Origin of the sequence: Novimethylophilus kurashikiensis (assembly GCF_003112435.1) — a bacterium.
Taxonomy (GTDB): Bacteria; Pseudomonadota; Gammaproteobacteria; order Burkholderiales; family Methylophilaceae; genus Novimethylophilus; species Novimethylophilus kurashikiensis.
In genome coordinates this window covers 227,587-241,960 of sequence record NZ_BDOQ01000003.1, presented here as the reverse complement: position 1 = coordinate 241,960, position 14,374 = coordinate 227,587, and the positions used below count along the sequence as shown (strand labels likewise).

At 58.2% G+C, this 14,374-nt stretch carries 13 protein-coding genes; 7 read left to right on the top strand and 6 right to left on the bottom strand.

Features of this window, described 5'->3' with window-relative positions:
• Nucleotides 1-5 precede the first annotated feature (5 nt).
• The 4 genes from NMK_RS04680 to dnaJ all read left to right on the top strand — a co-directional run bounded on the left by NMK_RS04680 (nt 6) and on the right by dnaJ (nt 4,951).
• Nucleotides 6-1,019, top strand: coding sequence for an SPM autocatalytic domain-containing protein (locus NMK_RS04680; RefSeq protein ID WP_109014604.1), 1,014 nt, complete (start codon nt 6-8; stop codon nt 1,017-1,019).
• 119 nt (nt 1,020-1,138) lie between these two features.
• Entirely contained in the window at nt 1,139-1,708 is a 570-nt protein-coding gene (grpE, locus tag NMK_RS04675) for a nucleotide exchange factor GrpE (RefSeq protein WP_109014603.1), read from the top strand.
• An 81-nt stretch (nt 1,709-1,789) separates the two neighbouring features.
• A complete protein-coding gene (dnaK, locus tag NMK_RS04670) occupies nt 1,790-3,721 on the top strand; it encodes a molecular chaperone DnaK (RefSeq protein ID WP_109014602.1) in 1,932 nt (643 codons plus the stop codon).
• 105 nt (nt 3,722-3,826) lie between these two features.
• Nucleotides 3,827-4,951, top strand: coding sequence for a molecular chaperone DnaJ (gene dnaJ / locus NMK_RS04665; RefSeq protein WP_109014601.1), 1,125 nt, complete (start codon nt 3,827-3,829; stop codon nt 4,949-4,951).
• Between the two features lie 41 nt (nt 4,952-4,992).
• Here the strand turns inward: dnaJ and NMK_RS04660 are convergent, their stop codons facing one another.
• The gene (locus NMK_RS04660; protein ID WP_181376169.1) at nt 4,993-5,691 is read right to left on the bottom strand and encodes a tetratricopeptide repeat protein; all 699 of its coding nucleotides are present in this window, start codon (nt 5,689-5,691) and stop codon (nt 4,993-4,995) included.
• A gap of 177 nt (nt 5,692-5,868) precedes the next feature.
• Here NMK_RS04660 and NMK_RS04655 point away from each other — a divergent pair, with 177 nt between their 5' ends.
• Nucleotides 5,869-6,144 carry a (2Fe-2S) ferredoxin domain-containing protein gene (locus tag NMK_RS04655; RefSeq protein ID WP_181376168.1) on the top strand — a complete coding sequence of 92 codons (276 nt, stop codon included), beginning with the start codon at nt 5,869-5,871 and terminating at the stop codon, nt 6,142-6,144.
• 13 nt (nt 6,145-6,157) lie between these two features.
• Nucleotides 6,158-7,309 carry a nuclear transport factor 2 family protein gene (locus tag NMK_RS04650; RefSeq protein WP_109014598.1) on the top strand — a complete coding sequence of 384 codons (1,152 nt, stop codon included), beginning with the start codon at nt 6,158-6,160 and terminating at the stop codon, nt 7,307-7,309.
• Between the two features lie 53 nt (nt 7,310-7,362).
• On the opposite strand, the gene NMK_RS04645 is transcribed toward NMK_RS04650, so the two are convergent.
• From NMK_RS04645 to NMK_RS04625, 5 genes are all read right to left on the bottom strand, one after another.
• On the bottom strand, nt 7,363-8,988 hold the full coding sequence (locus tag NMK_RS04645) for an HD family phosphohydrolase (RefSeq protein ID WP_109014597.1): 1,626 nt from the start codon (nt 8,986-8,988) through the stop codon (nt 7,363-7,365).
• 3 nt (nt 8,989-8,991) lie between these two features.
• Entirely contained in the window at nt 8,992-9,735 is a 744-nt protein-coding gene (locus NMK_RS04640; protein WP_109014596.1) for an FHA domain-containing protein, read from the bottom strand.
• Between the two features lie 25 nt (nt 9,736-9,760).
• Nucleotides 9,761-10,585 (bottom strand): Stp1/IreP family PP2C-type Ser/Thr phosphatase, encoded by an 825-nt coding sequence (locus tag NMK_RS04635; protein ID WP_109014595.1) that lies wholly within the window; start codon nt 10,583-10,585, stop codon nt 9,761-9,763.
• Entirely contained in the window at nt 10,582-13,107 is a 2,526-nt protein-coding gene (locus NMK_RS04630; protein ID WP_109014594.1) for a CHASE2 domain-containing serine/threonine-protein kinase, read from the bottom strand. Before NMK_RS04630 ends, NMK_RS04635 begins: the two co-directional genes overlap by 4 nt.
• A gap of 82 nt (nt 13,108-13,189) precedes the next feature.
• Nucleotides 13,190-13,552 carry a dihydroneopterin aldolase gene (locus tag NMK_RS04625; protein WP_109014593.1) on the bottom strand — a complete coding sequence of 121 codons (363 nt, stop codon included), beginning with the start codon at nt 13,550-13,552 and terminating at the stop codon, nt 13,190-13,192.
• A 184-nt stretch (nt 13,553-13,736) separates the two neighbouring features.
• Here NMK_RS04625 and plsY point away from each other — a divergent pair, with 184 nt between their 5' ends.
• On the top strand, nt 13,737-14,348 hold the full coding sequence (gene plsY / locus NMK_RS04620; RefSeq protein WP_109014592.1) for a glycerol-3-phosphate 1-O-acyltransferase PlsY: 612 nt from the start codon (nt 13,737-13,739) through the stop codon (nt 14,346-14,348).
• Nucleotides 14,349-14,374 lie beyond the last annotated feature (26 nt).

Here is a 14,374-nt window from a genome sequence, read left to right as displayed (position 1 = left end):
CGAATATGAAGATTTCCGAATCTACCGTGCTGCTGGCTTCCAGCCATCAGGCCAGCGAGCAGCACAGCGTCAAGCAATCCCTGCGGGTATGGTCCGATCGCCCGGCTTCCAGTGCTGGTAACCCATCGACCGTTGTTAATCTGTCTGACCAAGGCAAGGTTCAGGCGAGTAGCGATTCCTCGGATGAGGATCGCTTGGATCCCAAGCTCAAAGTCCTGGTGCGTATCGTCGAGGCCTTCCTGGGCAGGAAAATCAAACTGGTCAGCGCGGCCGACTTGCAGGCTATGCAGGCGCAAGGAGCCCAAAATTCCAACGCTGCGCCGGCATCTACTACGCCTCAACGTCTAGGCTGGGGTATGCAGTACGACCAGGTCGAGACACACAGTGAATCGGAACAAACCAGTTTTGCCGCCCAAGGCGTGATCAAGACCGCCGACGGCAAGGAAATTCAATTCGATCTACAGCTTTCCATGGCGCGTTCGTTCCAGAGCCAGGACAGCCTTTCCGTCCAGGCCGGCGATGCGCCGCGAACAAAGGATCCGTTGGTCATCAATTTTGACGGCACCGCGGCGGAACTGACGTCTACCAAGTTCTCGTTCGACCTTAACAGCGACGGTACACAAGACCAGATGTCTTTCGTCGGACCGGGCAGCGGATTTCTTGCGCTCGACCTCAATGGCAACGGAAAAATCGATGACGGCAGCGAGTTATTCGGTGCCAAGAGCGGCAACGGGTTTGCCGACCTGGCCAAATACGACGGGGACGGTAACCACTGGATCGATGAAAACGACGCGGTCTTTGCCAAGCTGTTGGTGTGGTCCAAGGATGCCCAGGGCCAGGATAAGCTCCAAACCCTGGCGCAGCGCAATGTCGGCGCGCTTTATCTCGGCAGCGTCGCTACCCCCTTCTCGGCAAAAGATGCTGAGAACCAACTTCAAGGCCAGGTACGCAGCAGCGGCGTCTATCTCCAGGAGAACGGTGCAGTAGGCACGTTGCAGCAGGTGGATTTAGCCGTCTAAGCGCTTTCTTTACCTCATCTTTATTCCGGCCCGGCTCGAAATTTTTATCGAGCCGGGCTTGTTTTTTTTCGACTCGTCTCCATGTTGGAAAACACGTGATTAATGGACGAGGAATTTTCATGTCGCAACAAAACCAGACCCCGGAACAGCCTACCGAAGAACAATTGCTGTCCGCGGCTGCAGGCGAAGCACCTGCTGCCCAGCCAGCGCCAAGCCAGGTCGAAGTCATGCCCAGCAACGAAGAAATGCTGCGCGAAGCCGAGCGCAAAGCGCAGGAGCATTACGATGCCTGGATGTACGCCAAGGCCGAAGGCGAAAACATCCGCCGCCGTGCCCAGGACGATATCGAAAAAGCGCGCAAGTTCGCGCTGGAGAAATTCTCCTCCGAACTGCTGGCGGTAAAAGACAGCATGGAAGCCGCGCTCAATGTCGAGACCGGCACGGTCGAGAGCTACAAGAACGGCGTGGAATTGACGCTCAAGCAGCTCACCAGCGTATTCGAGAAGTTCAATGTGGCCGAAGTCGGCAACGTGGGCGAGAAATTCGACCCGCACAAGCACCAGGCCATCAGCATGGTGGAATCCGACGCCGAAGCCAATAGCATCATCAGCGTGCTGCAAAAGGGCTACACCTTGCACGACCGCGTGCTGCGTCCCGCGCTGGTGGTGGTTTCCAAGGGTAAGAGCTAAAACTGCACTTAAGCGCTTGAAAAATAGCGCATCGTCTACATATAACAAACATCTTAAAAGACTTAATGTAAGGAACAGAACATGGGAAAGATTATTGGTATTGACCTGGGTACGACCAACTCTTGCGTTGCTGTGATGGAAGGCGGCAAGCCGCGTGTGATCGAGAACGCCGAAGGCGCTCGCACCACGCCGTCCATCATTGCCTATCAGGACGACGGTGAAGTCTTGGCTGGCGCGCCTGCCAAGCGTCAAGCCGTTACCAACCCCAAGAACACGCTGTATGCGGTCAAGCGCTTGATCGGCCGCCGCTTCGAAGAGCAGGCCGTGCAGAAGGACATCGACTTGATGCCCTACGCCATCGTCAAGGCCGACAACGGCGACGCATGGGTGGAGGTGCGCGGTCAGAAAATGGCGCCGCCGCAAATCTCCGCCGAAGTGCTGCGCAAGATGAAGAAGACCGCCGAGGACTATCTGGGCGAAGAAGTGACCGAAGCCGTGATCACCGTGCCGGCTTACTTCAACGACAGCCAGCGCCAAGCTACCAAGGACGCCGGCCGCATCGCCGGCCTGGAAGTGAAGCGCATCATCAATGAACCGACCGCAGCCGCGCTGGCTTTCGGTATGGACAAGCAGGAAGGCGATCGCAAGATTGCGGTGTACGACCTGGGCGGCGGCACGTTCGATATCTCTATCATCGAAATTGCCGAGCTCGACGGCGAACATCAGTTCGAAGTGCTGTCCACCAACGGTGACACCTTCCTGGGCGGCGAAGACTTCGACAATCGCTTGATCGATTTCCTGGCTGACGAATTCAAGAAGGAAAACGGTCTCGACCTGCGCAACGACCTGCTGGCCAAGCAGCGCCTGAAGGAAGCGGCCGAAAAGGCCAAGATCGAGTTGTCTTCCAGCACCCAGACTGAAGTCAACCTGCCGTACATCACGGCGGATGCCACCGGTCCAAAGCATCTGGTCGTTAAGATCACCCGTGCCAAGTTCGAAAGCCTGGTCGAGGACTTGATCGAACGCTCCATCAAGCCTTGCGAAATCGCCATGAAGGATGCCGGCGTCAAGCTGTCCGATATCTCCGACGTGATCCTGGTCGGCGGCCAAACCCGCATGCCCAAGGTGCAAGAGAAGGTCAAGGAATTCTTCGGTCGCGAACCGCGCAAGGACGTGAACCCGGACGAAGCCGTGGCTGTCGGTGCTTGTATCCAGGGCGGCGTGCTGCAAGGTGAAGTGAAGGACGTGCTGCTCCTGGACGTGACCCCGTTGTCCCTCGGTATCGAAACCATGGGCGGCGTGATGACCAAGATCATCCAGAAGAACACCACGATCCCGACCAAGGCTTCGCAAGTGTTCTCCACCGCCGAAGACAACCAGTCTGCTGTGACCATCCACGTGCTGCAAGGCGAGCGTGAAATGGCTTCCGGCAACAAGAGCCTGGGCCAGTTCAATCTGGGCGATATCCCGCCGGCACCGCGCGGCATGCCACAGATTGAGGTGACGTTCAACATCGACGCCAACGGTATCCTGCACGTGTCCGCCAAGGACAAGGCGACCGGCAAGGAAAGCAACATCACCATCAAGGCGAGCTCCGGTTTGAGCGAAGAGGAAATCCGCCGCATGGAAGAAGATGCGGCTGCCCACGCCGAGGAAGACAAGAAGCTGCGCGAACTGGTCGATGCCCGCAATGCGGCCGACGGCATGGTGCATAGCGTGAAGAAGTCCCTCTCCGAGCACGGCGACAAGCTGGACGCCGGCGAGAAGGAAAAGATCGAAGCTGCATTGAAGGAAGTCGAGGAAGTGCTCAAGTCCGATAACAAGGACGAGATCGAAGCCAAGACCAACGCCTTGATGGAAGCTTCGCACAAGCTGGCCGAGAAGATTTACGCCCAGCAGCAACCTGAAGGCGGTGCCGAAGCCGGCCATGCGCATGCGGAAGCCGAGAAGAACGCATCCGACGACAACATCGTCGATGCGGAATTCGAAGAAGTCAAAGACGAGAAGAAGTAATCCAGTCGTGAGCTTGAAGTGAAGAGCCGAGAGTCGGGCAGCCTGCCCCTCTCGGCGCTTCACCTTGTTCTCGGCTCACCGCTCTCTACTCTCGACTAGAAAATTATGGCAAAAAAAGATTATTACGAAGTTCTCGGCGTAAATCGCGATGCGTCGGACGACGAGATCAAGAAGGCTTATCGCAAGCTGGCGATGAAATACCATCCGGACCGCAATCCGGATAATCCCAAGGCTGAAGAACAGTTCAAGGAAGCCAAGGAAGCCTACGAGATCCTGTCGGACGCGCAAAAGCGAGCGGCCTATGACCAGTATGGCCATGCCGGGGTTGACCCCTCAGCCGGTGCCGGTGCGGGGGCGCATGGCTTCGGCAATTTCGCGGATGCGTTCGGCGATATCTTCGGTGACATCTTCGGCGGCGCGGGCGGCGGCGGACGCCGTTCCAACGTCTATCGTGGCGCGGACTTGCGCTACAACATGGAAATTTCGCTGGAAGACGCGGCGCGTGGCACGGAAACCAAGATTCGCATCCCGGTCATGTCAGAATGCGAAACCTGCCATGGTTCCGGCGCCAAGCCGGGCACGCAACCTACCACGTGTACCACGTGCGGCGGCCATGGCCAGGTGCGCATGCAGCAAGGTTTCTTCTCCATCCAGCAGACCTGTCCCAAGTGTCACGGCAGCGGCAAGATGGTGTCATCTCCTTGCCCGACCTGTCACGGCGACGGTCGCGTCAAGCAGCAGAAGACGCTGGCGGTGAAGATTCCCGCCGGGGTGGACGAGGGCGACCGCATTCGTCTGACCGGCGAAGGCGAAGCCGGCGTCAACGGCGGGCCTCCGGGCGATTTGTACGTGGTGGTGCATCTCAAGAAGCACACCATTTTTGAACGCGATGGCGGCGATCTGCACTGCGAAATGCCGATCAGCTTTACGACCGCGGCTTTGGGCGGCGAGATCGAAATCCCCACGCTGGACGGTCACGCTAAGATGAAGATTCCGCCCGAGACTCAGACCGGTGCGGTGTTCCGATTGCGCAGCAAGGGCATCAAGGCATTACGCAGCAGCGAGCATGGCGATTTGATGTGTCATGTGGTGGTGGAAACGCCGGTCAAGCTGACCGACCGTGCCAAGGAGCTGTTGATCGAACTGGAGAAGATCAACCAGATGGATGCTTCCAAGCATAATCCTCGCGCCAAGTCATGGATGGCCAAGGTCAAGGATTTCTTCCAGTAGTTGGATTGATCCTCGAGTAATCCCCCAGACTGCGGGAAAAGTCAGATGGCAGGTTTGCCACCTGGCTTTTTCCGCGGTTTTCCTTTTTTGGTTTTGGCTTTCGCCGGCGCTGCCTTCTGCGGCGCATATTTTCCCAGCCACCAGTCGCTCGCCATGTTTTGCGCGTCGCGCTCTTCGCTCTCGGTCAGCAGGCTGCCGATTTTGTCTCGTTGTTCCGCGGCGGTTTTGAGTAGGTCATCGCGCTGCGGATCGTCTTTCTTCGCGCCGGGCCGCTCGGCCACGGCGGCAATCGCAAACCACTTATAGGACTGCACCAGATCGCGCGGCGTGCCTTCGCCGTTGGCGTACATGTTGGCGACCATGAGCTGGGCCGGGAGGTCGCCTTTTTCCGCAATCTGCTTTGCCCAATACAAGGCTTCCGGGTGGTCTGCAGGCACGTCGTAGCCATTGAACAACTTGACGGCCAATAGGCGAGCCGCATCGGCATTACCCGCAGTGGCGGATCGGCGCAGCCAGATCAGGGCTTCGTTGGTGTTGCGCGGAACGCCTCGGCCGTAATTGAATCGCGAGGCCAGTTCGAACTGGGCGATAGGATTCTGTGCATTGGCCTTGGCGATGAGCTGCGGCAAGGGTAGTTTGTCGTACTCGGTTTTCTTGGGCGGGGCTTCTTGCTCGGGTGTTTTCTTCTGCGTGCCTTCCGGATTGTCTGTTGATGGATTCTTGGCCGAACTGCCGGGCATGGCGTCGGCTCCTTTTCCGTCTGGTGGTTGACTGTCAGCCGCGAGGACGATGGAATTAGCTGCTATGACCAGCCATGGACCCAGCATTAGCGTAAGGATTTGCTTACGACGGCTCAAACTCAAGGATAATAGTCTCATCGCGTCATAGTATAGCCGTGGGGCTTGAAAGCTGGGCAAGTGAAAAAAAGTGTGATCGTGTGTGTGAATCGCAGGGCCAATCCGGACATGCCGTCCTGCGGCCATCGGGGCGGAATGGATATTGCGGATACGCTCGAATCGGCCTTGGCCCTGACTCGGGGCGATGTGCAAGTGCAGCGTTTTAATTGCCTGGGTTGCTGCGATTTGGGGCCAAACCTGCGGCTCTCACCCGGCGGCGAGTTCTGGCATCATGTGCGCGTCGACGATGTGCCGCGGTTGGTGAAACGGCTGGCGGAGTTTGACCAAGAAACTTGAACGGGGGAACGCAATGAAAATCCGGATCGCGATTTTCCTCTTGCTGATGTGGACGTGGCCGAGCGTTGCTGCAGATGCTGTGTACGACATCAATCAACTGGTAAAAAAGGGCAAGCCCGACCAGGCGCTCGAACAGATCGATGCCTATCTGGCAGCGCAACCCAAGAACGCCTGGGGCCGTAATATTACGCAGATGCGCTTTCTCAAGGGCGTGTTGCTGGCTGACCAGAAACGTACTGCCGATGCTATCCAGGTATTCACACGGCTGACCCAGGACTATCCCGACCTACCCGAACCCTATAACAACCTCGCCGCCTTGTACGCTGGCCAAGGCCAGTACGAAAAGGCGCGCGACGTGCTGGAACGCGGCCTGCGTACCGATCCTGTCTACGCCACGTCTTACCGCAACCTCAACGAGGTCTATGCTCAATTGGCTAACCGGGCCTATGACCACACCTTGCAAGCCAGCAAGGAATCTTCCCCTGCCTTGATCAAGGAACTGTGCGACAACTATTCGCGTGTCGCCAGGCAAGCCGTCGGACGGGGACAGTCTATGACGGGAGATGTTGCGCTCGTGCGCGACATTCCCAAGTCGCGATCCTCTGCTGCCGCTCCGCCGAGCAAGGTGGACGTGGACGAAATGGCGGTCGCCGGAATTGACGACGAACCGCCGGTGCCGGTCGCGTTCAATAATCCCGGCTACAAACCAGCTTCGCCAGCGCCTTCTGCCGTCGTAGTGCCGAGCTCGCAGAAACCAGAAGCCGCCAAACCACCTCTTGCCAAGGAGACGACGGTCCAGCCTGCCGAAAAAGCGCCCAGCGTGGATGAAAAAGCTGTGCTGGCCGCGGTGAATGCCTGGGCCGCCAGCTGGGCGCGCAAGGATGTGGCTGGCTATCTCACTTATTACGCCAAGGACTTTCATACGCCCAACGGGATGTCCCGGGGTGACTGGGCGCAGCAACGGCGTGAGCGCATCGGCAAGCCAAAATCCATCAAGGTGACGGTGGAGACGCCTAAGGTGGTCGCGCAGGATGCGAGCCATGCAACGGTGAATTTCCGCCAGGGCTATCGCTCGGATAATCTACAGTCGTCTACTCGCAAGACCCTGGTCATGGTCAAGGTCGGCACCAGATGGCTGATTCAGGATGAGCGGGTAGGCGGGTAAAAAACAAGGCCGGGATCGCTCCCGGCCTTTGGGTTTCAAACAAGGGGCTTAATTTAGGCTGTGTAACCTGGAATCTTGCTCTCATCGACGGCGTCGATCTGGTCCGGCTCCAAAAATTGCTCCGCATAGCGCAGATAGACTTTCTCGCGGATGAAAAGATCGAACAGGTCGGGATCGACGTGGTTGTCGAGCTTCATCTTGCCGAGGATGAATAGCGATTCGGACAGCGTCTTGGCCTTTTTGTAAGGCCGGTCCCGCGCTGTCAGGGCTTCGAAGATATCAGCAATGCCCATCATGCGAGCCGGGATCGACATCTGCTCGCGCGTCAGACCTCGCGGATAGCCCTTGCCGTCCATGCGTTCGTGGTGGCCGCCGGCGTATTCCGGCACGCGGCGCAGCGCTTTGGGGTAGGGTAGCGATTCCAGCATGTTGATCGTCACCACGATGTGGTTGTTGATGATCTCGCGTTCTTCGTTGGTCAACGTGCCGCGGGCGATGTTGAGGTTGTAGACCTCATTCTCTGTGAGGAAAGGCACAACGTTGCCATGCTCGTCCAATAGCCGGTATTCCGCGATCTGTTTCACCCTGGCCTGGTGCTCTGGCGTCATGAATTCGCCGCCGATATTGGCGTTGCGCAAGAACTCGCGGTCGTCGTCCAGCTGCCGCACATAGCTTTGGAATTGGATTTCCATGCTCTGCGCCTGGCCAGCCTGCCCCTTTTGCATCAGCGCCATCTGCTTGCGCAGCATGTCCACTTCTGCCTGTTTCTTCAGCAGTTCGAAGCGCTGGTCGATGAGGTGGACGCGGTCGAAAATAGTGGCCAGCTTGGTGGGTTTGTCGACTACGTATTCCGGCGTGGTGACCTTGCCGCAATCGTGCAGCCAGGCCGCGATGCGCAACTCGTAGAGCTCCTTTTCCGTCATGCTGAAGTCGGCCAGCGCGCCAGACTTCGTGCCGATGGCCGTTTGCGCTAGCATCATCGCAAGTTCAGGGACGCGGCGACAATGGCCGCCGGTGTAAGGCGATTTTTCGTCGATGGCCTCGGCGATGAGCTCGATGAAAGACTCGAACAGGTTTTTCAGGCCTTCGATCAGGTTCTGGTTGGTCAACGCTACCGCAGCCTGTGATGCCAGTGACTCTGCCAGACGCTGGCTGCTGGCAGAGAAAGGGACAACCTTGCCGCTTTGCGGATCGATGGCGTTGAGCAGCTGTAGCAGACCGATGATCTCGTTCTCGTGGTTCTTGAGCGGAATGGTGAGGAACGAGGTGGAGCGGTAGCCGGTTTTTTCGTCGAATTTGCGCGTGCCGGAAAAATCGAAGCCATCCGCTGTATAAGCATCCTCGATATTGATGGTGGCATCGTTGAGCACCGAGTAGGCAGCCACCATGTTCTTGTTGGGCGAGCCGTCCTCAAGATAGAGCGGCAGTGGCGGGAAGGGAATGTCCTTGCCGGTGGTGCCGCCCATGGCGATGCCGAGCGAATCCGTGCGCATGATCTCGAACTTGAGGCGCTGGTCGTCGGTGACGGTATAAAGCGTACCGCCGTCGGCGTTGGTAATTTCCTTGGCGCCCAGCAGGATCATTTCCAGCAGCTGGGCAGTATTGCGTTCGGCGGATAGCGCGATCCCGATGCGGTTAAGGCGCTCGATGTTTTCCAGAAGTTCTTGATGGTCGGACATGCGTTAATTTCCTGCCTGGAAAAATTCCATTTTCACACCGGCGAGTTCGATGACGTCGTGGTCGTTCAAGGCATGAGCCTGTACGCCGATCGATGCGCCGTTGACCACAGGCTGGTTGGCCCCTTCGACGTGGGTGATGAAAAAACCCTGCGGACGACGCGAAATCACTGCGACCTGCACGCCTGGCTTGCCCAGCGTCGTCAACGACTTGTTAAGCACCAGTTCGCGGCCGGCGCTGGGGCCGGTCAACACTTGGATATGACCCACGGGCAAGCCGTCTTGAGGTTTCGCGGCTTGAGGCGCAGTTTCATGGATGGGCGCTGGCTGTGGTGCTGGAGGGGGCTCCGGCGTAACGGCTGGTGCGGCTTCCGGTTGCTGTGTCATGGCCTGCACGGCGGCCGGACGAATGATCATCGTCTTTTCGAAATCTTCTTCAGCAGCGTTGCCGGCGGCAATCGCGGATTCATCCACGAAACGCAGTTGGTATTTGCCCACCTCAATCAGGTCGCCGTGCTTAAGCAGGTGTTTCTTGACCGGCTTGCCGTCGATGTAGGTGCCGTTGGTGCTGTTGAGATCTTCCAGGAAATAATCGCTGCCCAGGACACGTACTACCGCGTGGTTGCCGCTGACGGCTAGATTGTCGATCTGCACGTCATTGCTGGGACGGCGTCCGATGGTGAGGGCGTCATTGTCGATGTCGTGTTCGCCCAGCAGTGCGCCGTCCAGCGTCAGTATGAGTTTAGCCATGGTCTTCCTCAGTCGTCGAAGCCTGTTATTTGAGCCATTGGGTGAGTTTATCGCGCCAGCCGTTCTTCGCCGGAAACGGTTTGAGTGTCCGTGCCAGAATGACCGAAATATTGTCCTTGCCGCCGTTATCGTTGGCCATTTGCACGAGTTGGTGCGCGGCGAGCTCGAGGTTGGCCGAAAGCGTATTCAGCGTGAGTTCGATCTCTTCGTCTTCCACCAGGTCGGAAAGTCCGTCGGAGCATAGCAGATAAATGTCGCCGGGCTCCACGACGTGTTCGTGCAGTTCCAGTTCAACTTCGGGGTCTACACCCAACGCCCGGGTGACCAGGTTCTTGTTGTTGGAAACCTTGGCCTGCTCTGGGGTAATTAGGCCGGCCTTGAGCTGTTCGTTAAGCAGGGAATGGTCTTCGGTGAGCTGTGCCAGCGTCCCATCCCGTAAGCGATAGAGCCGCGAGTCGCCGATATGGCCCACGCCCACCCGATTGTCGGCGAAGACCGCAGCGACCAGCGTGGTGCCCATGCCGGCGCATTGCGGTTGGCTTTGCGAAACGTTGTAGATGGCGCTATTGGCCCGGGCTACGGCATCGCGCAAAACCACGCTTTCTTGCATGAGGCCGGTAGTCGCGTCGGTTTCGCCGGGCGAGAGTTCCAGCATGCCGTCGCGGAGGCCGGAGACGATGGTCAGCACAGCCATCTCGCTGGCAACTTCGCCCGCCTTGTAGCCGCCCATGCCGTCTGCGAGGACCAGCAAGCCGGTCTCCATATCGCTCGCCACGGCGTCTTCGTTGTGTTCGCGCCGTAGTCCGACGTCGGTCAATCGCACGACCTGGATGGTGCCGTTAAGATTCATTTTTTCGCTATACCCGCCTTGATCACCGCCCAGCACTTGCGCAAATCCGCCGCGATCTCGGTGCCCCGTTGATAGCGCTGATCCGCGTCCTTGGTCAGCATTTTGTCGATGATAGCAGACAGGCACGGCGGCAGTTCCGGACGCAGGGTGGTCGCCGCTGGATGCGGATCATTGGCGATCTTGAACATGAGCGCGGCCATTGAGTCGGCTACGAAGGGCAATTGCCCCGTGACCAGCTGGTAGAACATCACACCCAGCGAGAACAGGTCGGAACGGCCATCGACTTTCTTGCCGGAAAGCTGCTCCGGCGACATGTAGGACGGCGTGCCCAGCACCATGCCGGTCTTGGTGCGCGAGGAATCGGTGATGCGAGCGATGCCGAAGTCGGTCACTTTGACTACGCCGGTTTCGACCTCATACATGATGTTGGCGGGTTTAATGTCGCGGTGGACAACGTTGTTCAGGTGCGCGTAATCGAGGGCGTCGGCTACTTTCAGCACGATATCCATGACGCGCGGGATCGGCAGTAGCTGGCCGGGCTTGGTGTAGGGCACGAGATCCTTGCCCTTGAGAAATTCCATGGCGATGTAGCACAGGTCATGCTCTTCGCCGGCGTCGTACATAGTGACGATGTTGGGATGATTGAGCCTGCCTGCAGTCTCAGCTTCGCGGAAGAAGCGTTCCTTCACATCCGCCAGTTCGTCGGGCTCGAACTCCTGGGCGAGCGCCATGGTCTTGATGGCCACGGTGCGGCTGATTTTTGGATCGGACCCTAGGTAGACCACGCCCATGGCGCCCTTGCCCAATTCTTTTTCCACCTGATAGCGGCCGAGCATGGGCTTTTCTATACCGCCTTCCGTCAGGATGCTGGCATTGCTGCGCCCGCCGCTTGTCCCGCCCAGGATGACTGTTTCCGCCATCGCCTTGGAGCGCGCTAGTCGTTGTTCCAGGTCGCGGAACTTGGGGTTGTATTCGGCCATGTAGCCGAACACCGACTCGGCCTTGTTGAACTGGCGCTTGCGTTCGAAATCCAGCGCCAGGTTGTAGAGCAAGTCCATGAGCGAATCGTCCATGGGACATTTGCGCAACTTGTCGAAAGCCATGTCGAGCTGGCCTTGCCCCTGGAACATCAAGCCCAGGCTACGGTTATTTTCAGCCGATTCGGCTTCGGATTTTTCCTTGCCGCGCTCAGTGACGAGGAAACGCTTGGTGGTGAGCAGCAGATGGCCGACCAGCAGCAGCGTGGCTGGCAGCATGAGTTGCAGCCACAGCCCTTGCTGGGTCATGAGTACGAAATGCGTCAGCAGCAGTGCTGCTAGTAGGGCTGCCGTGATGGCCGCAGCTGTTCCAGCTTTGAGTCGCGGCAAGGCGAGAATCAGGTAAAGCGCGACCAATAGCCAGGCGAGGCGCTCCGCCCATGGCGCCCAATTGGGGACGACGAAGAAATGCTGGTTGAGAATGCTGGCAACGGTATGTGCCAGGGTTTGCACCGGAGCCATGGCAGGAGAAATTGGTGTGACCTGGTTGGCCCCCACGCCGGTAGCTGTTGCTCCGATGAGGACGATCTTGCCGGCGTATTTCGACGCGGGAACTTTGCCTTCGATCACGTCGAAGAATGAATCTTGCGGAAACGCCGATTTACCGTCCTGACCGCTGTAGAAGAACGTGTGCATCTGCAAGGCGCTGTCGGTGGCGATGTTGAGGTTGCCCAATTTGACCCCCTCGCCGAGTCGCGCCTGGATATCCTTGGGCTGCAAGTTTAGGTAGCGCGCGGCGATTTGCAGTGCGAGAGAGGGATAGAACTGGTCGTAATAGCGGACAACCAGCGGTTCGGTGCGGATCGCCCCATCCACGTCCGGGTTGACGTTGAGGTGGCCGATGGCGGCAGCGGTCTGGGCGATTTCGGGGATCGGCGGCAGCACGGCGATGGCAGGCAGGGGCAGGTTACCGTTGCCAGGATCTACGACCTTGCCGAGCGAGTTGCGAACAATGGTTTCGGGCAAGGGCTTGTCGGGCTTGCCTTGCGGCTCGCCTAGCGTAAACGGCATAGCAAGGACCACGTTGCCGGCTTTCTTGATGCTCTCGGCCAGCTTGCGGTCGGTGTTGAGCGTGTCTTGCGCGGTCTTGATGAGGGCGTCGAGTTGTGGTCCATCCGCGCTGGAAGGGATGCCGGATTTAGCGACGAAATCGGCGATCGCATCGATGTGCTTCAGGCCGGGGTCGAGTTGCGGCTCGATGAAGAACGCCGTATTGCCGATCACCTTGGCTTGTCCCGACAACAGGTCAGTCATTTTGGCATGGACGTCACGCGGCCACGGCCAGCGGCCGATGTTGGCAATGCTGGCGTCGTCGATAGCAATGATGGCGATTTTGTCCCCCGGGTTGCGGCTGGAGGCGGCAACGCCGATGTCGTAGGCCTTACGCTCCAGGCTTTGCAATAAGTCGGTATTGGCCGCCAGCAGGAACAGCAATGAGATCAGCAGCCCTGCAAACCAGTCCTGCTTCCAGAGATTCTTGTTCAAGCCCGCCCCTTGGGTTGTTTATTCAACTCATTGATTGCTATGCGGAATCATCTCACATGAGCGTGAATCCGCCAATGCGAGGCTAATTGTTGGTTTTTTGGCCGCGCTCGATGACGACACCTAGTTGCTTGACCCCAGGCAGAATGCCCGGTTTTGCCACGCGAATCTTGATCCATGGGGTGCCGAATTCGCCCATGATCATTTGGGCGAGGTCCTCGGCCAGGGCTTCCACCAGGCGGAAGGACTTTTCCGCCAACCGCTCGCGCATACGGGCGACAATCCGGCCGTAATCGATGGTGTCCTCGATGGCATCGCTCTGGCACGAGCGGCTATGCGGCATGGCGAGTTCAATATCTAGCACCACGGTTTGCGGCTGCATGCGCTCCCATTCCGGCACCCCGAGGATGGTCTGGATTTTGACTTCTTGCAGAAAAATGATGTCCATTTGAAACTCGTCAAAACGTTGGATGGGACAAAACCAGGCGAAAAGTGGGATCAATCTGGCATTTGAGTGGGCGTTAATGAGGAGCTAAGCTCGACTCTGCACACCGAATCACCAAGCGAATTGTTTTTCGCACCGCTCCATTTGATAGAATCCGGCTTTCTTCGAAGAATTCTAATCTATTCCCATGAACGAAGCATTTTTCCTGCTGGGCGCGTATCTGCTGGGCTCGGTTTCTTTCGGCATCCTCGTCAGCAAGGCGTTCGGCCTGCCCGACCCGCGTACCCATGGTTCGGGTAATCCTGGTGCCACCAACGTGCTGCGTAGCGGTAAGAAAATCGCGGCGCTGCTGACGTTGCTGGGTGATGCGGCCAAGGGCTGGTTGGCAGTATGGCTCGCGCAGCACTATGGCTTGGGGGATGAGGTTGTGTACGGCGTGGCCATCGCGGCTTTCTTCGGGCATCTGTATCCGGTGTATTACGGCTTCAAGGGCGGCAAGGGCGTAGCGACTGCGGCGGGGATTCTGCTGGCGTTGTCGCCTTGGCTGGGCTTGAGCGTGCTGGCGACTTGGATACTGGCGTTCTTCATGTGGCGCATTTCTTCGCTGGCGGCACTCATCGCCGCGGGCTTTGCACCGGTCTATGCGGCAGCCTTTTTCGGGTTCGGGCTGAAAGTGGTGGTCGTGCTGCTGTTGTCGCTCATGCTGGTGTGGCGGCATAAGAGCAATATCAAGAAACTGCTTGCGGGAGAAGAAGCAGGTTTCGGCAAGCCAAAGGCGGGGCATCAGCCGCCGCAGTAATTCAATGGTTACTGCGGCGATCGGGG